Annotated in this window: 23 protein-coding genes; 1 reads left to right on the top strand and 22 read right to left on the bottom strand. The window is 47.7% G+C overall.

Going from position 1 to position 21,811, the window contains the following annotated elements; genetic code table 11:
• Positions 1 to 3: 3 nt before the first annotated feature.
• The 8 genes from NFS31_RS16960 to NFS31_RS16995 form a co-directional block, all read right to left on the bottom strand.
• Complete coding sequence (locus NFS31_RS16960; RefSeq protein ID WP_331482722.1) at positions 4 to 894, bottom strand: ABC transporter permease; 891 nt, start codon at positions 892 to 894, stop codon at positions 4 to 6.
• Complete coding sequence (locus NFS31_RS16965) at positions 875 to 1,900, bottom strand: ABC transporter permease (RefSeq protein WP_251497597.1); 1,026 nt, start codon at positions 1,898 to 1,900, stop codon at positions 875 to 877. Before NFS31_RS16965 ends, NFS31_RS16960 begins: the two co-directional genes overlap by 20 nt.
• Positions 1,900 to 3,600, bottom strand: a complete 1,701-nt coding sequence (locus NFS31_RS16970; protein ID WP_331482723.1) for an ABC transporter substrate-binding protein — start codon at positions 3,598 to 3,600, stop codon at positions 1,900 to 1,902. Before NFS31_RS16970 ends, NFS31_RS16965 begins: the two co-directional genes overlap by 1 nt.
• A gap of 724 nt (positions 3,601 to 4,324) precedes the next feature.
• Positions 4,325 to 4,486 carry a hypothetical protein gene (locus tag NFS31_RS16975; protein ID WP_251497600.1) on the bottom strand — a complete coding sequence of 54 codons (162 nt, stop codon included), beginning with the start codon at positions 4,484 to 4,486 and terminating at the stop codon, positions 4,325 to 4,327.
• 8 nt (positions 4,487 to 4,494) lie between these two features.
• Entirely contained in the window at positions 4,495 to 5,520 is a 1,026-nt protein-coding gene (locus NFS31_RS16980; RefSeq protein ID WP_251497603.1) for an acyltransferase family protein, read from the bottom strand.
• A gap of 10 nt (positions 5,521 to 5,530) precedes the next feature.
• Positions 5,531 to 6,991, bottom strand: a complete 1,461-nt coding sequence (locus NFS31_RS16985) for a hypothetical protein (RefSeq protein WP_251497606.1) — start codon at positions 6,989 to 6,991, stop codon at positions 5,531 to 5,533.
• A complete protein-coding gene (locus NFS31_RS16990; RefSeq protein WP_251497607.1) occupies positions 6,940 to 7,881 on the bottom strand; it encodes a 3'-5' exoribonuclease YhaM family protein in 942 nt (313 codons plus the stop codon). Before NFS31_RS16990 ends, NFS31_RS16985 begins: the two co-directional genes overlap by 52 nt.
• Positions 7,882 to 7,938: 57 nt before the next feature.
• Complete coding sequence (locus tag NFS31_RS16995) at positions 7,939 to 9,267, bottom strand: S1C family serine protease (RefSeq protein WP_160225929.1); 1,329 nt, start codon at positions 9,265 to 9,267, stop codon at positions 7,939 to 7,941.
• A 161-nt stretch (positions 9,268 to 9,428) separates the two neighbouring features.
• Between NFS31_RS16995 and NFS31_RS17000 the strand changes: the two genes are divergently transcribed.
• The gene (locus tag NFS31_RS17000) at positions 9,429 to 10,334 is read left to right on the top strand and encodes a hypothetical protein (protein ID WP_251497608.1); all 906 of its coding nucleotides are present in this window, start codon (positions 9,429 to 9,431) and stop codon (positions 10,332 to 10,334) included.
• A gap of 122 nt (positions 10,335 to 10,456) precedes the next feature.
• On the opposite strand, the gene NFS31_RS17005 is transcribed toward NFS31_RS17000, so the two are convergent.
• The 14 genes from NFS31_RS17005 to NFS31_RS17065 form a co-directional block, all read right to left on the bottom strand.
• Positions 10,457 to 10,693, bottom strand: coding sequence for a hypothetical protein (locus NFS31_RS17005; protein WP_251497609.1), 237 nt, complete (start codon positions 10,691 to 10,693; stop codon positions 10,457 to 10,459).
• 118 nt (positions 10,694 to 10,811) lie between these two features.
• Positions 10,812 to 11,345 carry a leucine-rich repeat domain-containing protein gene (locus NFS31_RS17010; RefSeq protein WP_251497610.1) on the bottom strand — a complete coding sequence of 178 codons (534 nt, stop codon included), beginning with the start codon at positions 11,343 to 11,345 and terminating at the stop codon, positions 10,812 to 10,814.
• A 44-nt stretch (positions 11,346 to 11,389) separates the two neighbouring features.
• Complete coding sequence (locus NFS31_RS17015) at positions 11,390 to 11,809, bottom strand: hypothetical protein (RefSeq protein ID WP_251497611.1); 420 nt, start codon at positions 11,807 to 11,809, stop codon at positions 11,390 to 11,392.
• Positions 11,810 to 11,873: 64 nt separating this feature from the next.
• The gene (locus NFS31_RS17020) at positions 11,874 to 12,203 is read right to left on the bottom strand and encodes a hypothetical protein (RefSeq protein WP_251497612.1); all 330 of its coding nucleotides are present in this window, start codon (positions 12,201 to 12,203) and stop codon (positions 11,874 to 11,876) included.
• Between the two features lie 311 nt (positions 12,204 to 12,514).
• Positions 12,515 to 12,967 (bottom strand): hypothetical protein, encoded by a 453-nt coding sequence (locus tag NFS31_RS17025; protein ID WP_251497613.1) that lies wholly within the window; start codon positions 12,965 to 12,967, stop codon positions 12,515 to 12,517.
• A 237-nt stretch (positions 12,968 to 13,204) separates the two neighbouring features.
• Entirely contained in the window at positions 13,205 to 14,536 is a 1,332-nt protein-coding gene (locus NFS31_RS17030) for a DUF6531 domain-containing protein (RefSeq protein WP_251497614.1), read from the bottom strand.
• Between the two features lie 4 nt (positions 14,537 to 14,540).
• A complete protein-coding gene (locus NFS31_RS17035; RefSeq protein ID WP_251497615.1) occupies positions 14,541 to 15,110 on the bottom strand; it encodes a hypothetical protein in 570 nt (189 codons plus the stop codon).
• Positions 15,111 to 15,128: 18 nt separating this feature from the next.
• Entirely contained in the window at positions 15,129 to 15,710 is a 582-nt protein-coding gene (locus NFS31_RS17040) for a hypothetical protein (protein ID WP_251497616.1), read from the bottom strand.
• 32 nt (positions 15,711 to 15,742) lie between these two features.
• A complete protein-coding gene (locus NFS31_RS17045) occupies positions 15,743 to 16,897 on the bottom strand; it encodes a leucine-rich repeat domain-containing protein (RefSeq protein ID WP_251497617.1) in 1,155 nt (384 codons plus the stop codon).
• A 113-nt stretch (positions 16,898 to 17,010) separates the two neighbouring features.
• Positions 17,011 to 18,087 carry a leucine-rich repeat domain-containing protein gene (locus tag NFS31_RS17050; protein WP_251497618.1) on the bottom strand — a complete coding sequence of 359 codons (1,077 nt, stop codon included), beginning with the start codon at positions 18,085 to 18,087 and terminating at the stop codon, positions 17,011 to 17,013.
• A 57-nt stretch (positions 18,088 to 18,144) separates the two neighbouring features.
• Positions 18,145 to 18,309: a leucine-rich repeat domain-containing protein gene (locus NFS31_RS28360; RefSeq protein WP_416389475.1), complete on the bottom strand. Its 165-nt coding sequence runs from the start codon at positions 18,307 to 18,309 to the stop codon at positions 18,145 to 18,147.
• Positions 18,288 to 19,211 carry a leucine-rich repeat domain-containing protein gene (locus tag NFS31_RS17055; RefSeq protein ID WP_251497619.1) on the bottom strand — a complete coding sequence of 308 codons (924 nt, stop codon included), beginning with the start codon at positions 19,209 to 19,211 and terminating at the stop codon, positions 18,288 to 18,290. Before NFS31_RS17055 ends, NFS31_RS28360 begins: the two co-directional genes overlap by 22 nt.
• A 305-nt stretch (positions 19,212 to 19,516) precedes the next feature.
• The gene (locus tag NFS31_RS17060) at positions 19,517 to 20,653 is read right to left on the bottom strand and encodes a leucine-rich repeat domain-containing protein (RefSeq protein ID WP_251497621.1); all 1,137 of its coding nucleotides are present in this window, start codon (positions 20,651 to 20,653) and stop codon (positions 19,517 to 19,519) included.
• 57 nt (positions 20,654 to 20,710) lie between these two features.
• Positions 20,711 to 21,796: a leucine-rich repeat domain-containing protein gene (locus NFS31_RS17065; RefSeq protein ID WP_251497623.1), complete on the bottom strand. Its 1,086-nt coding sequence runs from the start codon at positions 21,794 to 21,796 to the stop codon at positions 20,711 to 20,713.
• Positions 21,797 to 21,811 lie beyond the last annotated feature (15 nt).

Genomic DNA, 21,811 nt, shown 5'->3' on the forward strand with positions numbered 1-21,811 from the left:
CTGCTACTCATGCGCGCTTCCCGGATCCAGAAGGGCTTTTAAGCCCTGTCCCAGCCACTCGAACGCAAGAACCACTGACACAAGCGCCGCTCCCGGAAATACCGCCAGCCACCATTTTCCCGTCATCAGATACGACATGCTCTCTGACAAAATCACGCCCGCTGCCGGCGTCTCCGGAGGCAGGCCAAAGCCCAGAAAAGTAATCGACGCCTCATGGAGAATGGCATGCGGAAACAGGAGAATAAGACCGGTCAAAAACTGCGGCGCGAGCTGCGGAAGCAGATGACGGGCGGCAACCTGAAACGGACTCATCCCCAGCTTCTGCGAAATACCCACATACTGGCTCGTTTTGATCTGCAGCGCCTCCGCGCGCAGAAGCCTTGCCAGGGACGGCCAGTGTGTCAGGGCGATCCCAGCCGCCACCCCGCGAAAGCCCTTTCCGGCCGCATAGGAAATCAGGATCAGCAACAGCATATGGGGGATTCCCAGCATCAGATCAATCAGCCCTGAAATCAGCCCGTCCACTGCCCGACCCATGAGCGCCGCCGCTGTCCCGAGAGCCAGAGCGATCAAAGCGCCCGCCGCCGCTGTCACACAGCCCAAACGGATACTCAGGGAAAGCCCGGCTATTGTCCGTTTCATCATATCTCGCCCCAGCCAGTCTGTCCCAAACAGATACAGAGGGCCCGGCGGGAGATTTTTTCTGGAAAAATCCACGGCCATGGCATCCTCAAGCCAGATATTTCCCAGAAAAGCGATTGCCGTCAGAAAAACAGCCGCACATATGACGCCCGCCGCAATCCGGCCCCTCTGGCTGTAAAAAATCAGCCTGACCCATGACGTCCCCGGTCTTCTCTCCCCGTTTTTTTCCGTCTCATGAGCCTCCATGGACATGACGTCCGCCCCCTTTCCTGCCTGTGCCTGCGCGCATCCTGGGATCCGCCGCCAGATACAGCAAATCCGCGGCGAAATTTCCTGTAAATACAAGAACGGCGCTGATCAGCGTAATTCCCATAAGCAGCGGCGCATCGCCCCCCAGCCCCGCCGTGACAGCCGCCTGCCCGAGCCCCGGATAGGAAAACACCGCTTCCACCAGCACAGAGCCGCCGAAAATCTCGCTGATCGAGCCAAACTGCAGCGTGATCGCCGGGAGCATAAGGCCCCGCAGGCCATGACGCCGTATCAGCCGCCATCCCCGCTCCCCCCTGGCCCTGGCATAGCAGATGTAATCGCTTTCCATTACCTCAATCATCTTGCTCCTTGTATGCATGGCTATATTCGACACGCCCGTAAGCCCCAGCGCCAGCGCCGGGAGAAATGCATGTCTCAGACGATCCGCAAGCGTCGCCTCCTGCGCCGCCATACCCACGGGAAGACTGAAGCCTATCGGAAAAACAGGAAACCGGACAGCCAGAAGCATCAGAAGCATCATAGCCAGCCAGAACGCCGGCGTCCCGGCCGTCACCATACACCAGGCCGTGATCAGACGATCCTGCCACTGTCCCCTTTTCACCCCGGAAATGACGCCCAGCAGAAAACCGAGCCCTCCGGAAAACAGCCAGGCCGACGCCATCAGCCACAGGGAATTGGACGTCTTTTCCCCAATCACCTCCATCACCGGACGGCGGTAGAGAAGCGACATGCCAAAGTCCCCCTTAAGAACCCCGGACAGCCAGAAAAGAAACCGTCTCCCGGCCGGAACCCCCACGCCCCAGTAGGCTTCCAGCCGCTTAATCTGCTCCTGCGACATGGAACCCAGGGCCGCCTGGCCCACATTGCTCTTTAAGGGATCCACCGGAGAAAGCGACAGCAGGAAAAAAGAGGCGGCGCTTACTGCCGCAAGAAACAGCAAAAGCCTCATAAACCGTTTTCCAATATATCCCGTCATGCTGCCTTCCATCACCGCCACTCCCACTGATCCACATTGTTTACAATCGACCAACCGTGGCCGTGCGGGTGAATCTTCTGCTCAGCCACATGCAGGCCGTCCCGCACCCAGTATAAATGATCGATATTCACCAGCCACACCCATGGAATATCTCCCTGCGCCGTGATTCCGTTTTTCCCGTCCCACTGGGCCTTTTTCCAGAGCTCATAGGACGCCTCCAGATCCCGCGACGCGAGCGCCTCGTCCATATAGGCATCCACTGACGCGTTCGCATAAGGCGAATACGCCGCGAGCCCCGTCCCCTCCATGGTGTGGTAAATATTATATAACTCCATCGGCGTATGCGCTCCCCAGCCCCACATAAGCGGCTGTGACTGCGCCTCGTCGTACGCCGTATCCCAGCCAACGCCCCGGATCGAGGCGTCGATCCCGATCTCCTTTAGCTGATTCGCCGTATCCGCCGCCAGCGCCTGGCGGACTGAATCATTGGCCGCGTAGAGAAATGTCAGCTCTGCGCGCATCCCATCCTTTACAAGGATCCCGTCCTCCCCGGGCGCCCAGCCGGCCTCTGTGAGCAGCCGCCTCGCCTCCTCCCGGCCGCCGGATGCCTCCGCCGCCTCATTGTACCATGGGGCTTTATCACAGACGCTCCAGGCCGGCTTCCCGTATCCGTTCAGCACATTTGCGATCATCTCTTCCCGGTCAATCGCCAGGTTGATCGCGCGGCGCACCCGCACATCCGCTGTAAAATCATTTCCGATTAAAAGCCCATTCCTCTCCTCCGCCTCAATCGCGGGCAGGTTAAAGCCGCGGTTATCCACTGTCTCGCACGCAAGCAGCGAATACCCGGCCGCCTCCTGATCCGCATACGAAGCCGCTGTATACGCTGCATCCGCCTGCCCGGACAGCACGGCCGCAAAAGCGGCGTCCTCCTCCATAAAAAGCACCGTCACCTGTTCCATATTCGGCGCATCGCCGTAATAATCCGGATTCGCCTCCAAGATCGCCTGCTGCCCCCTGTCCCACCGTTTCAGAACATACCGCCCGGAACCGATCGGATGGCTCCCGTAATCCGGGCCGTAGGCATGTTCCGGCACAATCCCGGTAATCGCCATAGTGTACGGCCAGATGGAAAACGGCCGTTCCATCACAAATTCCACGGTCGTATCATCCAGCGCCCGCGCCTCCTTAAGCATTGTGAAATCATTCACAGAGCTGCTGTCCCGCAGTAAATTATATGTAAAAGCCACATCCTCTGCCGTCAGCCGCTCCCCGTCCGAAAAACGCGCGTCATCCCGTATGGACACCGTCCAGGCCATCCCATCCTCCGACACCTCTATATCCGTCGCCAGGTCATATCCAATCGTCAGATCCGGCTTCGTCACCGTAAGCGTGCTCTGGATCAGCGGTTCATGCACATGCTCCCCCGCCCCCCATCCGTAAACCGGATCAAAGCCCGCCGCCGGCTCGGAATTCGGGGACATAACCACAATAACCGAATTCCGGCTTTTTGATGGAGCTCCGGCTTCCAAAGCCTGCGCGCCGTCCCCCGCGCGGGTTTCCCTCACCTCTTTAACCGGCTGGCTGTCCGCCGCGCCGCCCCCACAGCCCGCCGCAAACCATGCGCACGCCGCCAGGCAGGCTGCCGCGGCGGAAACTCTTCGTTTTCTCTTTCCATGATAAAGCCGGATGTCTATTCGTTTTCCTGCCAAAATTCATGCTCTCCTCTCTCAAAGACTGTCCAAAGACATAAAAATACCAGAAAAGCCCCGCCCTTCCGGGCAGAAATACCTTCCTGGCATCTGTATTTGATCACTTATTAACTGATTTACTGGTTTCGGTAAACTGACTGTCTGCTTTGCAGCTATGAAAAAACTCCCCTCTATCTTCCCCCGCTTCGGCGGGACAGGGCAGCTTGGGCTGTCCGGATGTTTGGAGTGTAATGAAATTATAACCGCAGGGGGGGAATACGTCAATCCCTTTTATTTTGAGAATTTGTGAAAGCCTGTTAGTGTAGTAATGTAACAATCCAGACAATTTTTAAACTGTTACGTGGTATTGACAGACTTAACCTGACAGCCGGAAAGGCAGGCCCGCGCCACCCGAAATATTTCGACAAATTTTATACATTATACATTCCATTCTTTCCCAAATTCCTTTATAATAAAAAACATCAGATTAGCGGGCGGCACTCCCGATTTGGCGCATGCACACCTTTGGGATAGCCTTAGGAGATCTTTCGTATCCTAAGACTATGCCACAGGTGTGCAAAACACCAATGAAAGGAGGAGCGGGTCTATGGGACTTTTGGACATCATTGGTCGTATTGTAAGCATCTTCGGCGGTATTGTAAGCGGCCTTACAGGCGTACTTGCATTAACCGAAAAGTGTCAGTCTTACATAGAACGGCGTAAAGGACAGACAAAAAAGGACCCATCAGCTAGCTTCGCGGCATCTGATGGGTCGGCTGATGATTGCATAAGCAATCATTAAAGGCCAAGAGGCGGCTGCTTTATCGCCGCCTTTTTTCTTCTTCATAATAGCATTTTGCCTGGGTGAAGTCAAGTATAAAATGCTATGAACTGTAACAACAATCATTCTTTCGTCTACCTCCCCCCATTCACAACCGCCCACACCCGCGGCGCGTATTTTCTCATAAACCGGGCCGCCTGATAGCACACGGCCACAGCCACAGCCGGCATAACTGCAAACAATATCCCGGCCGCCCACGCATTTCCCGGGAATCTCGCCGCGCAGAGCTTATTGATCAGCCTCACCGGAATAAAGTGAAAGGCATAAATAAAAAACGTACAGGTCATAAACGGCCTGACCCGGCCCAGGATACGTTCCGGTACAAGAAGCCATGCCCCGGCCGGAACCAGAAGCTGGCACAGCACAATCGCGACCACCTGTCCGCTTGTGTAATAAAAATGCCCCAGCATCATCCCAATGCCAATCAGAAGCAATCCCGCCCCGGCGCGCCGTCCGTTCCAGGGCGCTTCCACGAGCCGGCGTCCGTGCAGCGCTGCAAATGCCGCTGCCGAATAGTACAAAACCGCGTCGGGATTCAAACCGGGAAACTGCCTCTGCTGGTAGATCCGGATGAGCACAAAGCAAAAGAAGGCCAGCCCGGTCCACACATTTTTTAATATCAGATAGAGAACCGGGGCCAGTGCTACCAGGAGGATAATCTGATACATAAACCAGAACACCGGATTAAAGGAATAATGCAGAACCGCCTGCAAAAATCCGCTCAGCGTCACCGCCAGCACCGGGCGGTTGATTACCGCCCTCAGCGCCCCGATCCGGCTGGCCGCCACATAACCCGCATAATAGGCCGCGTTCCAGAACAGATACGGAACCAGCAGGCTTTTCACACGCCGCGCCCATTTTTCCCGGAGCTGTCCCATATCAAATCCGCGGTAAAACAGATACCCTGTCAGCATGATAAAGCCGGGGATGCAGATACGGAGCAGCCTGGGCGTCGTCGTATACTCAAACACATAAAGCGGATGTCCGGCCGACGCCTCTCCCAGAAACAGCTCCGCATTTCCGGCATGATTCCATATCACGAACAGGCAGCATATAAAATTAAACCATGTCACCTTTTTACGAAAACTGCTCTCTTCCATCCAAAAAACCTCATCCGGCTATCTTCAGCACCACTCTGACAAAATTGGCATTCCCCAGCAAAGCGATAAAAACCCAGTAAAACCGATAATACTTTGCGGAACATTTGCCAAGTCCGGCTGCCAGGCAGAGCTCTGCCGCCAGGATCGTCAGATACATATAGTAGAACGTCCTCATATGGGATTCAAATAGGGTAGGAGAAAATCCCATCAGCACGCGGCTGGCAAATCCAATTCCCAAAAGGCCGATTATCGAGATTTTCCAAAATACGGTATCGAGATACTGCCATAGAAACAAAACTGCCGACCCGAGCACAAGAGCCTGCAAAAACAGAGGCAGCCCTGCGCCCAGGGGGCTCAGCTCCGTCCCAAGGCTTAAATCCTCCACTCCGTTAAACCAGCGCAGCAGATCGCGGCCAAGCAGTTTCCCCGCCGCCTTTGCCGCCAGGATCACGCCTTCCCAGAAAAGCGGAATCAGGCCGCTCAGACGCCACAGCACACTTTTCTGCGGAGAAGACAGCGCCAGAAGCGCCAGCAATACCGCAAAGCTCAGAAAAATCATATTAGGGATGCACAACAGATAATTCATTGTCGAAGCAACCCCGTTCCACAGCTTTTGCATCAGATTCAGTTCTGTAAACTCCGGCCAGTAAGCCTGCGCGGACATCTCCACCCGGACGGCGTTGCCCTGGCTCAGCAAAAACGCCATGGAACAAATGGTAAGTCCCCACAGGACGAGAATCCCCCTGCTTTTTACGCCTTTCCTGAACAGATAAACCGCCCCGGCCGGAAGAAAGAAAAACAGCAGCGCGGCCGGCTGCTCCATATTCGCGGCCGGGATGACGCACAGGGCTGAAAGAAGCCACAGCTTTTTGCTGTACACCCCTTCCCCCCGATTCATGAGAAGCAGGCACAGCGGAAGCAGCGCCGCCATCCCAAAGGTTCCGGACCACACATAGTTTATGAAGCTTCCCGGAACCCCTGCGACCGTCATATCCCCGAAAGGATAACAAAAAAACAGAAAAACGGTCAGCAGCCAGAAAAATGGCGGCGCTTCCTCCATGCGAAAACAGCGCTTGCCCATCTCCCTTCCATAAAAACCCAGCATAAAGACGGTCAGTATAACGACTGCTGTGTTGCATACATAAAACCATACCGGCGAATGCTTAAGAAAGAAAAACAGGATCGCCTCCAGTACCACACGGCTCGTCACATTCTCAAACCGGGACCAGAGAAGCTCAGACACAGAGACGCGGCTCAGCTCATTCAGGAAATACAGCGTATCCGAAGACGCCCATACGCTGGAAAAATGAAACCACGCAAAAGCCGCGGCCAAAATCCCCGCCGCCAGAAGGCATTCCCCGCTCTCTCTTCGTTTTCCGTCAAACCATTTCATCAAAACCTCCATCACGGCCGGCAGCCCTACAGCGTCTTCCTCACATTCGTCTCCAGAAGCCGGCTGTATCCCAGCCATCCGTTATTCTCACCGGCCCCTTTCAGAATCTCTGTCATGGTTTCCATCTTGGCATCCGTATTATCCGCAAAGCTTAAGGCCAGCGCCTCCAGCAGCGCCGGTTTCTTCGGAGAACCATACTCCAGCTCTCCGTGATGCGCCAAAATACAGTGCTTGAGCTCCACCGCTGTCTTCTCCGGGAAGCCCGGGATCTCCTTTATCCGCTCTGCCGCCATCTCCGTTCCGATAATGATATGCCCCAAAAGCTGCCCGTCATCCGTATAATCATTCTCCGGAAAAGCTGAGAGCTCCTTCGTCTTCCCGATATCGTGAAACAGCGCGGCCGTCAGCAGCAGATCACGCTTCAGCATCGGATACGCCTCTGTATAATAATCGCATAGCTTCATCACGCTCAATGTGTGCTCCAGCAGCCCTCCCACAAATCCGTGATGCACGCTTTTCGCCGCAGAGTGGAAGCAGAAGCGCTTCACAAAATCCCTGTCTTCTATAAAATAGCTGGCTGAAAGCTGTTTTAAATACGGATCCCTCATGGACTGAATCAGCGCCTTCAATTCCTGATACATTTCCTTTATATCTTTGGAACTTACAGGCAGGTAATCCTCTTCCACATACTCGCCGGCCCCGGCCTGACGGATGCGCTTGATATTCAACTGATTAGATCCCTGGAATACGGTCACATCTCCGTCCACATGGACATACTGGAGCGGCTCAAAATCCCCAATCCCCGGAGAACTCAGATCCCAAATCTTGGAATCAATGGTCCCTGTTTTATCCTGTAAAATAACGGATGCGTATTCTTTTCCGTTCTTCGTCACCGCAAGCTGCCTCGTCTTGCACAGATAAATGTCCGAAATGCGCATTCCTTCACGGAATTGTTCAATATACTTCATACGATATGTAGTCCTTTCCTTTCTGCCGTAGTCTCCCATTCAGAAAGCCAGGCGCGTTTACCTGGCTCTGATATCTACCTTATACTCCAGCTCCGTATAGCCCTCGCGGCCACGGCGCATCACCTTCACGGCCACGGCTGTCCCGCACTGGCAGGTTTCGATCTGCGTCTGAAGCTCCTTAAATGTCAGGATCTCCTTTTCCCCAAACAGCACGATAATATCGCCGTTCTGAATCCCCGCGTCATAAGCCGGGCTGCCCGCAAGAGCTTCTGTCACATAGACGCCCCGGGGAATCCCCGTCTCGCCCATTGCCTCGCTGATCTCCTGCCCCCGGATTCCGAAATACGGCGCAGGGCTGTTGTTCGTCATCTTTTCCAGCACAGTCTTATAATCCGATATGCTGACAGCCGCCGTCAGTCCCCCGCCGTCCTCTGTCCCGTACTGCGCCGTCGTCCAGCCCACGATCTCGCCCGCTGTATTAACCAGAAATGTTCCCGCGCCGGAATTGCTCCTGATATCCGTATAAAGGACTCTGGTAATTCCGTCCGGAACCTGCACATCCCTGGCCACATAGGAGACAATCCCATATGTCAGGGAATGAACCATGCCGGACGGCGCTCCAACCCCGAGCACCATATCGCCAATCCGGACTGAATACGAATTGCCCAGATTCAGAACCTTCACTTCCGAGCGCGTCTCACTGTCCATGCTCGCGGCCTTCACAGCCAGGACCGCCATGCCGTTTACCCCGTCGATCTGGCGCACCTCCCCGGCCGCCTCCGTCCCGTTATAAAATAAAACCGAGATATAATCCGCCTGCCGCACAGCGTCCGCATACGTAAAAATCAGGTATTCCCCGCTGGTCTGCGCAATCACCGCGCCTGCATAGCTCGTAGTATTTTCCACCGGATTCCCGAATAAATCCGTCTGCTGCTTTCCGGGGCTGACCGTCACAATCCCCTTATCCGACTGCGTTCCGATATCACGCAGAACGCTGCTTAAAGAATCTAAGTTCTGCTGCGAAAAGCTGTAGCCGGCCATCACCTTTTCAACAGCATCCTCCAGAAGCTCCGCCTCAAACGTCTCCTCTTCGGACGGCTCCGGCGCCTCTGTCTCCGCCGGGGCGGCCGTTGTCTCCGGCTCGTCCTTTGTAAACAGAATCGTAGGGCTCTCGCTCGGCTCCTCCGCTCCCAGATACCGATCCGCCAGCGGTTTAGACAGCACAAAGCTAACCGCCGCCAGCGCCCCAAACAGCACTGACAGGCAGACAAACAGGCACAGCCGCTTTACAAGCTGCCGTTTCGATAAAGGCGGCTTCACGATCGTCTCGCGCATAAATTCACGCTTCGTCTTCTCTCTCTTCCCAGGCTCTTCTGTATCCGGCATACTTTCTTCTCCTTTGAACAGCATATCCTTATTATACTTTTCTTCCGGGCGATATGCAAGAGAAACAAACGTTCCCGTGGGGAGGAAGAAATTTAATGTGAATTTTATTGTATAGACAGGCTTTTTTTTGTATAATTGAAATGTTACAGGAGCAGGATACATTGTATCTTGTGTCACAGATTTTTAAAAATCGAGGTAAGAAAGTGTCGGACGATATAAAGCAGACGCAGGAAATTAAGGCAAAGCGCACCGCAAAAAACAGTGTGTTTTTAGACCTCTTCCAAGATAAAAAGAATTTGTTGAAACTATACAAAGCATTGCACCCAGAAGATACAGACGTAACAGAGAACACACTGGATATTGTAACGATAGACAATGTTTTGACAGATAATCTCTATAATGATTTGGGTATAATGGCAGGTAACAACAGATTGCTTTTGTTGTTAGAAGCGCAAGCCAGTTGGACGGTAAATATTTTAATCAGAATACTGCTGTATTTAGCACACAGTTACCATGAATATTTCGAGCGAACCAGCCAGAGCCTATATAAAAGCAAGAAAGTTAAAATGCCAAAACCTGAATTATATGTAATATATACAGGCAGCAAAGGCAGAAAACCCGATACAATATCTTTATCGCAAGAGTTTTTTAACGGTGCAGATATTGATATCGAGATAAAAGCTAAAGTCATATATGAGAGTGACAAGGACAATATAATCAATGAGTACATTGTTTTTTGCAAGGTTTTTAACGAGCAGATTAAAGAATACGGAATGACAAAACAGGCGGTTACAGAAACAATCCGTATTTGCAAGGATAGGAATATCTTAAAACAGTATTTAAGTAACAAGGAAGTGGAGGTCGTAACGATTATGATGAGTTTATTTGACGATGAGCAGATTATGAGGACTTATGCTAAAGATATTAAAAGAGAAGCTCTAATGGAAAAAGCAATACTTATGTTAAAAAAAGGGAAAATAAATATTGACGAAGTCAGCGAATATTTCCCCGAATTACCGGAAAGTGACATAAAAGAAATCAAATCTGAGGTTATTCAGTTAGTATAATCAATCATATCAATCAGAATAACATATAGGAACAGCGTTAGAGCATATAGGAACCGAAGTCTATATGCTCTATTTTTTTTACCATTAAGGAGGAACAATGGGCGACAACATTCAGGCCAAAATCACAGGGCGATTAACACTCGGTGATATATCCTGAACGAGATTTCCACCAAGGATAATTTGACCATATTTTTCATGACGCCGATTGCTGTGGTGTCAGCAATATCATTCCATTCTATCAGGCGGTCATTTCCCGGTTCTAATGAAACTTTATACGGCTGTTTTTTCAATTCTTCCCGCAGCCTGCCTTCAGCGCGCTGATGAATTAAATGACTGCCGCTGATAAATAATGCGAACATGAAAAAAGAATTCCTAAAATCATTCCAATTTTAAAGTTTCTTTTTGTCTTTGCTGCGAGCTTCTTTTTCCATAATGTTCCCCGATGATATGCTTATGCGTAATCAATATAAAAACAGATTACTCATCCATGATAATCTTTAAAAAAGGGTAATCGCGTTCCGTTTCCAAATCAGTAATGGGATTACCTGACAAATATATCGTGATGGGGGACTGAGGCAGCCTTATTTTTTTCCATTCCTCTGTTGTTATATTATTATCAGATAGGTCTAAATAACGTAAGGAAGCCATATCCGTAAAATCCGGTAATTCGGAAATATTATTATATCTCAAATCCAGAAACTCCAGGCGCTTTAATTTTTTTATTGCCTCTATATCAGTTATGTTATTATGGCATAGCGTCAGATCTTCTAATCTGCTGAAGTTTTCCAAAATGCTGATATCTTCTATCTGGTTCTCACTTAAATCTAAATACCACAACGTCTTTTGTGAACCTGCCAGGGGAGTGATATCTGAAATTTGGTTTCTCCGCAATGAAAGAAACGACGCATTTAAATTTTGTAATCCGTCCAGATTTTCAATTTCATTAAAATCCAGATACAGCATTCTTAAATACTTGAGATGAGACAAACATTTAAGATCCTCGCCCTTCATATGCGTGCCGCTTAAGTTTACGTATCTTAACCGTGATAATGCTTCTAACGGTGAAAATCCAGGATTGGATTTCCATGAAGCAATAATTTGTTAAGATTATCCATTGTAGCTACTGCGCTGATATCTGTGACTCGGTTAAAGTTTAACTGCAGACCTGTCAGATTTTTAAGTCCGGTTAAATCGCTGATATCCGTAATGAATTCCGGACTGGGAGAATCCAAATCTGTATTCAGCCACAAATCAGCGCAGTCCCAGAGATCGCTTAAATAAATACCTCCTTTTTCTTTCCCGAGCTGTTCTCTGATTCTGGTTTCTAAGACAGTATCCGACCATTCTGCTATATAGTCATTTTCCACACTGAACGGAAGAGGGCGGTACTCCAGAGCTTCGTCCAATTCAGTGCGATCACTGGCCTGATCTCTATTATATATATAATATCCGATAATTGTGAAAACAACAATCATAATAATCCGGATAATTACGAAGGTATGCGGTCTTTTTTGGGGAAGCTGTTTTCCGTCATTTCTGTTAATACTCCCATACCGCCTCCTCCAGCTTTACGGGGATATATTGGTCAATGCCCAAATACCACCCGTCTTCCAAAGGCATCAGTTGCTCCCAATTATCCTCATTCAACGAATCCAGCGGCGCATACAAATATGAAATGATTTCTTCCCCTTCATAACATCTCACTTCCAAATATCGCTTATTCTCATCATGAGGATCCAGCACATCCGCGTCGCCATGAAGAACAATGCTCCAGATTTCGTTCCCCCCGGCTGCAAAATCCAGAAATTCCTTTAAATTCTCAGACACTATAGATATCTCATCTTCCTCTAAAACATCATGATAATTCATCCATATATTGCCTCCAATTGTACGGTAACGATATGTCATATGCCCTCCGTGCCACTCGCTCTCGTATTGATAAAACGTAAACTCCCACTCCCTGTCCTCACTAAAATATGATTCCAAATATTCAAAATCATCCCTGTTATTTATAAAAAATGCCGCCATATCATCAACATTATTATAAAATTCCCCCTTCCGGCCTGGCTTCACAAAATGGAACAACGGCCATGCTGCAAACAGATACAATATTGCGCTTCCAGACAGAAATCCGGCTGTTGCTATACAAAATGACCATCTATGTTTTAATAAAGCATGTATCAATACTGTAACTCCCCTCCCTGTTCTGCGATAATAGAATACCAGCCATTTCCCAAAGACTTTATAGCCAGGCTTTCATATTCCCTCTCTTCTACGGCCGGAAAACCGTTCGGAGAATATAAATAGAAGAATTCCTTGTTTCCATACCTGGAAATATCAACAATTAATATCCTGGAATCCGGAGAAATATCCGCCAGACTTATATTTAGAGAAAACTTCGGGCTTTTCCAATAATCCCCCTGCAGGATAACCCTGCATCCGTCTTTTGGAAAGTCCCCGCTTTTCAAAGAAAATTCTAAAAATTCTTTAGGAACATAATCCTCATCTGTTACATATTTCCGGTCTAAATCCCCACTATAACACTGATACATGTGTTTACGTTCAGCCCAAAAGTAAACACATGAAAAGTCCCAGTTTTCGATACGGTTATAATAGTCCTCCAGCATCTCCATTTCTGTCCGGTTCTTTTCAAATATTGCGGGCCATTCTTCTGTATCATTTACTAAGCGTGATTCTTTTTGTGAACGGTTTATGGCCGGAATCACAAAAAGAGTCAATCCGGCAATGATAGCCGAAGCAAACACCCCTGATAAATATAAACCGATACCGCGTTTCCACATGGATGTGTCTTTCTTTCCCCCTGCCATAATCGAAACAAAGATCGCAGTAACTTTTTCCACCATGGAACCTCACCTCGCACAAATCGTCTCCACATTCCGGAACATCCCGTCATGTATATAGGCAGTCTTAGCCCCATCCCTCTCTGTCACAAGCGTGCGGTTTAAGTAATCCTGATAATCAAACCGCATTTCACTCCCATCGGCAAATCGCTGCCTTATTGTACGGCCGCGATTGTCATAAGTGTTTTCAACGACATAAACGCCTTCCTGATTGCGGATTCTGCGCACCCGTTTATCTGTCCCGTATTCATAAACAAAAACCTGCCCTGCCGCGTCTGACGCCTGTTTCAACCGGTTTATCTCGTATGCAAATGCCGCGCGCCTGCCCTCCTGATCCCTCACTCCTGTCAGATAACCGCTAAATGGATCATATTCAAATAGAAGGGAATTGCCTTCATGGCTGCGAACTCTGCTCAGCCTCCCGTTTTTGTCATATGAAAATAAAAGCTCCCGTCCATCTGGATCGACCCTCTTAAACAGCATTCCCCCGCGGTCAAAACAGTACACAGCGCCCTTCTGCGCCTCATAAATATATCCGTCCTTATCCAGCGTCAGGCGGCAGGGAAGGCCAAACAGCGGTTCAGGAGCGTCCCCCTTATAGCGCAGGAAAACTTCCTCGCGTCCGTCCTCACGGAGGATCGTGTAGCGATCCGTTTCAACCATCAGCCGAACCTCATAGTTATGCCGCCACCCCATGCCCATGGTTCCGGAGCGCTTATCCATGCTGTTATAAAAGATCCGGAAACAGAGCTGTTCCCTGTCGGAAATCAGCAAGTCCTCTTTTTCATAAACAAAATTTCCTGTATTGGCATTGACCGGATCTCCTGTCATCGCACAGACATCCCCCTGCAGTCCTTTCATAAAATCCGGGAGGACAGCCTTCTGCATCTGCCAGGCCAGAATCTGTTTATATGATATAAAACCAGAACCCGGCTCCCCGAGCCATCCGTCCATCAAAGTCTGCAGGAGCTGGTTCAGCTCGTCCCCGCTTATCCTCCCGCTTCTGGCAACAGCTCCATTTACCACCTTCTTAAGCGGCAGGCTGTAGCTGCAAATATACCGGGATGTAAGTGAATCCTGCGTTATCCCGATTCTCCCGGCCGCGCTGACGGCTCCCATAACAGACTGTTCAAGCGGCGACGGTTCCCTGGCTCCGGAGCATGCCGGAAGGGCTCCCAGGATCAGCGGTACAAAGGAGGCGTTATCTGCAGGCGGCTCTGCCTCGCTCATCGAAACAGGGATACACGCTTCACCCCTGCTTTTCATCTCTGTCTTTTTCCCTTTGAAATTAAACTCATTACTCATAGAAAAGCTGCTGCCGAATATACCTCTCCCTGCCATCCTGTTATACCTCCTCATACTCCCAAACTGTGTGCATTTCGCCCATATAGTCTCCGAAAAGGAACCGGAACGGACGGGCTTTTTTCAGGCTCTTAAATTCCCTGAGAGCCGTGATTTCACCAAGGCGTTCCTTCCAGTATACACCCGCGATGCTGCGGCATGAATAAAAAACAAACCTCTCTGCATAGGAAATCTCGTAATGGTTAAGACGCACAAACTGTTCTTTCAGAGCGCTTCCCACGTTTTGCTTTCCCTGCCTGTCCGAATAAAGAAAATCCGGGCTCCAGAAACGCGCGACCCGAAGCTCATCCAGATACAACTGCTGATCCGACACAGCCAGCTCATACTCATGGCTGCCTGTGAGCAGCCCTGTCATCAGGTGGAACAAACTCATATAGGACGGCTGCCATTGCGGCTGCGCTTCCTGGCGCTTTAAGGCCGCCAAAAGCAGATCCGCCGCCTGAGGAAGCAGACGATCCCTGTCCTTCTGCATACCCGCCGCCTCAGTTTTTTCAAACATGCGCCCCACCAGATAAGGCTGCAAATAGTCCCGTATTTGTTCAAGCCGATCCATTATTTTCACTCCCTTCGCTCATTCCTTTTGTTTCATCGCACGGATTGTCTTAAACGCCGCCCAGGCCATGTATTTCCATTCCCCCGCATCCTGTTCAGGGCAGATAAATGTTCCATGCAGCGTTTGCGGACCAAGCGGCGTAAAACACGTCATGTTGTACATGGGCCCGTCTACGCCAAAATTTTTAAAATCAAACATACAGAGCGGGCGCCCGCTGTCAAGAAGCTCTGATTCCTCTATATAAAAGACCGCAGCCGGATTGGCTGTTTTGAGCGTCTCCTTCATCTGTAATGTCAAAGTCCCAATCTGGCTGTCCGGCGTCCGGATATCCACAAGGCTGAAAGCAAAATTCACGCTGCTGTCCAGAGAAGTGAGAATCACCTGCGGCCTGCTGACTGAGGGAAATTTCATCCGCTGAACCTCCTTTGGCATCTCGATAAACGTGTCCGGTATATACAGCCGCGCCGCGCCCAGAATTTCCCTGGGACCAAAAGTTACAAATACATCGCTGATAAATACGCCCTCCCCTGTGATATCCGTATATTTCAGGCGGCGCCTTTCCCTCTTTAGTTCTGCAATTTTTTCATCCCTGTACTCCATGATATCCTCCTGTTTCTAAAATAACAGCAGCGTCAGCCGCCATCTTCCGTTTCATTTCCACCTTTTCTATTTTTAAAAATACCTGTATTGAACGTGTTCCCATTAAAAACAATATTAAAATCAGGATTGCCCGGAGCAGGTTCAAAGTCCGTAATCGGATTTCCGGAAAGATAAACTTCAAAGATCCCTTCCGGCAGCCTGGCCTTTTTCCATTCCTCTGTTGTTATATGATTATCAGACAAATCCAGTTGAACAAGGGCAGTCATTCCGGATAAATCCGGAAGCGTAGCGATCGCATTATCACTCAGCCAAAGATAGCTCACCCTGTCTAAATTTTTTAGCGGACCGATATCGGTAATTCGATTGTGGCGTAACGATAACTCCCACAACCGCCCGCACTCTGCCAGCGGGCCGATGTCAGTGAGCTGGTTTTCATTCAGCTCCAGCCAGCACAGCGACCTGCCCAAATCCGTCAGCGGCGATATATCCGAGATCTGGTTCTGATTTAAGGTAAGGCGGGAGACATTCATACCGCGCAGCGCTTCCAGGCTTTCAATCCCGTTCCTGTCAAGCTCCAGCATTCCCAAATTCTTTAAGCCGGATAAAAGCTCCAGATCCGCATCCCCTACATGCGCGGCATTTAAATTTAAATGGTAAAGCTGAGTCAGTGACTTAAGCGGCGATAAATCCTGAATCGGATTATGGGCCAGCCACAGATATTTTAAATGTATCAGGGAGCTGAGCGGGCGTATATCGGAGATCAGGTTTTCATCCAGGTTCAGGCTTCTCAGGTTTCGTAATCCCCTCAGACAACTGATATCCCTGATTGGCTTTCCGGAGGCATAGGCAACATCTGGATATTTGTAAATAACCCGCTGCAGCGACAGCTTCCTGCAGTCCCAGAGATCGCTCAGGAACATATCCCCTTTATCCTTACCAGTAACCTTCAGAAGCTTGCCCTCCAAAATCTCATCTGTGCATTCTATTCTGCGTTCAAGCATGGGATTAAATACTAAAAAACGCTGCTTTTGAAACATCGCCCGTTTCGCATCCTGAGCGCGGTTATCTCTATCTCTGGAGCCATATCCGGCGCTGAGCGCTAAAAAGGCGATAAGCCCCCAGACGGCCCATGTCCCAGATGTTTTACCCGGCTTTTTTCGCCAGGATCGCCTTTTTACTGATTGCATGACGTACTCCTTTTCCAGATGTAAAGCTGCATTGGAAGGCTGTTCAGACGTCTGAACGAACATATGTCGTGAAACGTTTAGCTCTTATCAATATGGCTTGTTTTCGCTGCTTGCTATTCGTCTTCAAAGACGATATGTAAAAAAGGATACTCGCGATCTGTCTCCAAATCAGTAATGGGATTACCTGACAAATATATCGTGATGGGGGACTGAGGCAGCCTTATTTTTTTCCATTCCTCTGTTGTTATATTATTATTCTGCAATCTCAAAACAGCTAATGAGGTCATACTGATGAAATCCGGCAATTCGGAAATATTATTATTCCTCAAATCCAATATCTCCAGCCGGTATAAATTTTTTAACGGCTCTATATCCGTTATATGATTATACGATAACGACAAATTCTCTAACCAATAACATTCAGCGAGCGGTTCGATATTCTCAATCTGATTTCTGTCTAAGACCAAGTACCACAAATGCTCTTTTAAACCTGCCAGAGGCTTTATGTCCGTAATCTGATTCCATTTTAGGGAAAGAAACACAATATCCAGATTACGCAAGGCGTCAAGGGACTCAATGTCATTAAAATCAAGAACCAGCATTCCCAGATTTTTCAGTCCTGACAGGCATTCAAGATCTTCTCCGTTCAGATGCGTGCTGCTCAGGATTAAAGTATCCAGCCGCGCAAGTGAATTGAGTGGGGAAAAATCCAGTATCCGGTTCCCGTGAAGCATCAGCGTGTCAAGATTTTCCATCGTGCTGACCGCGCTGATATCCGTAATGCAGTTATTATTTAATTCTAAATGCCTCAGATTTTTCAGCCCGGCCAGACTGCTGATATCGGAAACAAATTCCGATCTGGCTGAATAAATATCCCTGTTCAGGCGGAGAACCGCGCAATCCCAGAGATCGCTCAGGTAAATATCTCCCTGTCCTTTATCAATCACACCTCTGATTTTATCCTCCAAAATACGATCCGTCCATTCTATCCTGTGATCCTGTTCCGGCTCGAAAGGGACAGGATGATACTCTAAGGATTCATCTAATTCAGCCTGTTTCAGATATTGGGCGCGGTAATACATATAACGGCGGCCGACAATTATAACAGTGAATAAGAAAACAAGAGGAAGTATCCACTTTTTCAGGGATTTGTCCGGCTGTCTCCGGCGGGAACGGGATCTTTTTTCCATAAATGCTTCCTCTCTCTTAATGTTAAGCATGACGCAATAAGCAGGACCATCGTTTTCTCAGTAATAATTTGGATCCTCCGGACTCCGCTCCGGCTCCCCCGACGCTATCGGATTTCCGGTCAGATCGACTTTGATCAGGCTTTTAAGTTCTTTGAGAATATCAACATTGCTAATCTGATTCCCAGCTAAATTTAATGTAACTAAATTTTGGGCTCTTTCCAATCCTTTAAATCTGAAATCTCATTATAGGATAAATTCAAATTTATAACCGTTTCGAGATTTTGAATTTCATTGATATTTTTTAATTTATTTCCCGATAAATCCAAATCCCTCAAGACAGGGCCCTTTACAAAATCAAATTTCTCCAGGTTACAATTTGAAACTGTAAGAGACATCAGCTCAGGAAAGCATATTACCTTGCCTGTATCGCCTAAATCGCTGGCATAGATTCTTAAATCGGACAGCTTATCCAGTCCATTCAGCGTCTGGAATTCAATATCGTTATTCCCAATCTCTACACAGCGGATTCCCGACGGTAAAATGGACAGATCCCTGACGTATGTACTCCGTAACTCCAAATTATTAAGACTGCCAGATAACTTTGGAAGAACCTCTATTGGGCAATGTTCCAGCTTTAACGAATATAAAGACCAATACATACTTAAACCGGAAGTTTTTTTGACATCCGTATTTTTTAATTCTAAATTCGATAAGCGCGCAAGCCATCCCATGGATGATATGCTGTCTAATGACATACCATCCAATGATAAATACTCCAGACTTGTCAGATCCTCCAGAAGTGGAATCACGGCATCCGGCATGTTTTTCAGCTTCAGCCCTACTAATTCTTTTAATCGCCCGATTGCCTCTAAATTTGCTTCTTCGCATCCGTCAATCGATAACCACATCAGTTCATCCATAGATTCCAATGGCCTAAAATCAGTGACGCCTGTATTTCTTATGGTCAGACTGTCCAGGCTGATGAAATACTGTAAGTCATCCAGACGTTTAATATTCTTTCCATCCAAAATCAGCGCAGGATTTCCGGGAAAACCATACTTTGTATATACTTTAAACGTATTTGCCTGATGAACAGAAACATCCGCGTTCTCTGGAATTCCCATGTTATACTTTATAACATAGCCTAATGCCTCATCCTGCCATTCGATAACCTGTTCTTTTTTTCTGAAAATAAAATCATGGTTAGTAATCAGGAAAATAATAACGGCTATTAAAACATATCTGAAAAACGATCAGTTATATTCAGGTCCTATATTTTGCTTCATGGTTGTTCTCCGCCTGCATTGTTTATAAGCTGCCGGATTAATGAGAAAATCCGATTTTGATTTTTCCTTAATAAAAGCAATTTCGTCTCCATTAATACAGCACACACTGTCCCTTCCAGTTCTAATCTGCCCCCCATGCGCTGTCAGCGTTTAGGACAAATTAACTTTTTCTTATAAACACGGGCCTTATACACAACGCCGTCTAAGACTATTTCCAAAAGGGGATAATCAATCTCCGTATCAAAATCCGTAATAAGATTTCCTGCAAGATCTACCTGTATCTTACGCGGTGGTAATTTTACTTTTTTCCATTCCTCTGTTGTTATATTATTATCAGATAGGTCTAAATAACATAAGGAAGCCATATCAGATAAATCAGGTAAGGAGGCAATATTATTATCATGTAAGTCAAGGTTTTCTAACTTTTTCAGATTTTTTACTGGCTCTATATCTGCTATATTATTATGGCGCAGAGACAGCCGCCATAACTTAGCGCATTCTGCCAAGGGCCCAATATCGGCGATTTGGTTATCACTCAGGTCCAAATACCATAATGAATGCTTTAAGTCCGTCAGGGGCTTTATATCTGAGATGAGATTTTGCTGAAGGGAGAGGTAAACAATATTCATCCCGCGCAATGCCTCCAAACTGTCAATCTCATTAAAACCAAGCTCCAGCATCCCTAAATTTTTCAATCCTGATAAAGGCTCTAAATCGTCTTTGTTTATATGGACGCCATTCAGGCTTAAATGATATAGCTTTGTCAATGATGATATCGGCGATATATCCTGTATGGGATTATAATCAAGCCATAAATACCTCAACTGCTTAAAGGAGCCCACCGTCCGGATATCTGTAACCAGATTCTCATTCAGGTTTAAGCTTCTTACATTTGCCAGCCCTCTCAGATTCCGAATATCTGTAATCGGCTCCCCGTCAGTATAAACAACGCCTGGGAAACTGTATATTACCCTTTGCAGTACAAGCTTTTTGCAGTCCCACAGATCGCTGACATAAATATCGCTTCCGGCTTTATGTAACATTTTCTGAATATTCTCTTCCAATATAATATCCGTCCATTCTATCTTATGCTCGTACATTGGCATAAACAGAATAAACTGCTGTTTTTGAAATACAGCCCTGCCCTTGTCCTGAGCGCGGTAGTTCATAAAACGATCCCCGAGCATTATAAAGGCGATAATAAGAATTGAAAGTATTGTTGTGACGCTTACATGCTTACCAGGCTTTTTCTTACGGGATCTCTTCCTTACAGGTTCCATTGCTCCCTCGTTTCTAAATCATAACAAACATCTTAACACATTTATATTTCGCCTGAACTAATAATCAAATATCACCTGAAGATTCGGATAATCCTGTTCCGTCTCCAGATCAGTGATCGGATTTCCGGAAATATTTACCTGGATACTGCACATAGGTAATTTAATTTTTTTCCATTCCTCAGTTGTAATATCATTATCAGCCAAATACAGGCGGGTCAATGATGACATGCCGGAAAAGTCCGGTAATGAACGGATCTCGTTATCTGTTAAACAAAGAAAACAGAGCTTATTTAATTGCTCTAATGCTTTTATGTCGGTTATGAAATTATGCTCTAGCGACAAGTAACGCAGACTGCCTGCCTCTGTCAACGGTTCGATATCTGCGATTTGGTTCGTATCCAGGTTTAAATACAATAACGTTTCTTTCAGGCCAGTCAGAGGCGATATATCCGAAATCTGATTACGCTCTAAAAAGAGCCCTGAGAGCTGCAGGTTACAAAGCGCGTGCAGATTTTCGTTCTCATTAAAGTTAAGCTCCAGCATCCTCAGATTTTTCAGGTTTGATAAATAATTCAAGTCTTCACCCTTCAGATTCATGCTGTTCAGGTTTAAATAGTATAATTCTGTTAATGAGGCGATCGGTGATATATCCTGAACGGGATTTCCTCCAAGCGATAATTTGACCATATTTTTCATGGCGCCGATTGCCGCGATATCAGTAATATCATTTGCAGTTAAGAATAATGTTTTTAAATTTTCCAATCCGGATAAACAGCTTATATCTTTTATAGTATTTCCAACCGCATCAACGCCGGGATCGTCAAAACCGGGTTCCCGTACCAGATAAAGTGTATTATAGTCCCAGAGATCGCTGAGATAAATATCCCCCTCCTCTTTTTTTAGTATCCTCCGGATATCTTGTTCCAAAGCCATATCATTCCATTCTATCAGGCGGTCATTTCCCGGCTCTAATGGAACTTTATACGGCTGTTTATTTAATTCTTCCCGCAGCCTGTCTACAGCGCGCTGATGAACTAAATGACTGCCGCTGATAAATAAAGTAAACAGGAAAAAAAGAATTCCTAAAATTATCCCGATTTTTAAGGTTTCATTTTGTCTTTGCTTCAAGCTTCTTTTTTCCATAATGTTCCCCAATGG

The sequence above is a fragment of the Otoolea muris genome (assembly GCF_943193115.1).
GTDB classification, from domain to species: Bacteria; Bacillota; Clostridia; order Lachnospirales; family Lachnospiraceae; genus Otoolea; species Otoolea muris.

What these genes read in the sequence shown, in the direction of transcription:
- NFS31_RS16975 (WP_251497600.1), bottom strand. Translation starts at nt 4,486, where the DNA reads ATGATTGTTGTTACAGTTCATAGCATTTTATACTTGACTTCACCCAGG.
- NFS31_RS17040 (WP_251497616.1), bottom strand. Translation starts at nt 15,710, where the DNA reads ATGGAGTACAGGGATGAAAAAATTGCAGAACTAAAGAGGGAAAGGCGC.
- NFS31_RS17030 (WP_251497614.1), bottom strand. Translation starts at nt 14,536, where the DNA reads ATGGCAGGGAGAGGTATATTCGGCAGCAGCTTTTCTATGAGTAATGAG.
- NFS31_RS17005 (WP_251497609.1), bottom strand. Translation starts at nt 10,693, where the DNA reads ATGTTCGCATTATTTATCAGCGGCAGTCATTTAATTCATCAGCGCGCT.
- NFS31_RS16995 (WP_160225929.1), bottom strand. Translation starts at nt 9,267, where the DNA reads ATGCCGGATACAGAAGAGCCTGGGAAGAGAGAGAAGACGAAGCGTGAA.
- NFS31_RS17020 (WP_251497612.1), bottom strand. Translation starts at nt 12,203, where the DNA reads ATGAATTATCATGATGTTTTAGAGGAAGATGAGATATCTATAGTGTCT.
- NFS31_RS17035 (WP_251497615.1), bottom strand. Translation starts at nt 15,110, where the DNA reads ATGGATCGGCTTGAACAAATACGGGACTATTTGCAGCCTTATCTGGTG.
- NFS31_RS17015 (WP_251497611.1), bottom strand. Translation starts at nt 11,809, where the DNA reads ATGATTGTTGTTTTCACAATTATCGGATATTATATATATAATAGAGAT.
- NFS31_RS17025 (WP_251497613.1), bottom strand. Translation starts at nt 12,967, where the DNA reads ATGGAGATGCTGGAGGACTATTATAACCGTATCGAAAACTGGGACTTT.
- NFS31_RS16980 (WP_251497603.1), bottom strand. Translation starts at nt 5,520, where the DNA reads ATGGAAGAGAGCAGTTTTCGTAAAAAGGTGACATGGTTTAATTTTATA.
- NFS31_RS17010 (WP_251497610.1), bottom strand. Translation starts at nt 11,345, where the DNA reads ATGAAGGGCGAGGATCTTAAATGTTTGTCTCATCTCAAGTATTTAAGA.
- NFS31_RS17045 (WP_251497617.1), bottom strand. Translation starts at nt 16,897, where the DNA reads ATGCAATCAGTAAAAAGGCGATCCTGGCGAAAAAAGCCGGGTAAAACA.
- NFS31_RS17050 (WP_251497618.1), bottom strand. Translation starts at nt 18,087, where the DNA reads ATGGAAAAAAGATCCCGTTCCCGCCGGAGACAGCCGGACAAATCCCTG.
- NFS31_RS16960 (WP_331482722.1), bottom strand. Translation starts at nt 894, where the DNA reads ATGTCCATGGAGGCTCATGAGACGGAAAAAAACGGGGAGAGAAGACCG.
- NFS31_RS16985 (WP_251497606.1), bottom strand. Translation starts at nt 6,991, where the DNA reads ATGGCTGGGATACAGCCGGCTTCTGGAGACGAATGTGAGGAAGACGCT.
- NFS31_RS16965 (WP_251497597.1), bottom strand. Translation starts at nt 1,900, where the DNA reads ATGGAAGGCAGCATGACGGGATATATTGGAAAACGGTTTATGAGGCTT.
- NFS31_RS17060 (WP_251497621.1), bottom strand. Translation starts at nt 20,653, where the DNA reads ATGGAACCTGTAAGGAAGAGATCCCGTAAGAAAAAGCCTGGTAAGCAT.
- NFS31_RS16990 (WP_251497607.1), bottom strand. Translation starts at nt 7,881, where the DNA reads ATGAAGTATATTGAACAATTCCGTGAAGGAATGCGCATTTCGGACATT.
- NFS31_RS17065 (WP_251497623.1), bottom strand. Translation starts at nt 21,796, where the DNA reads ATGGAAAAAAGAAGCTTGAAGCAAAGACAAAATGAAACCTTAAAAATC.
- NFS31_RS17055 (WP_251497619.1), bottom strand. Translation starts at nt 19,211, where the DNA reads ATGGGAATTCCAGAGAACGCGGATGTTTCTGTTCATCAGGCAAATACG.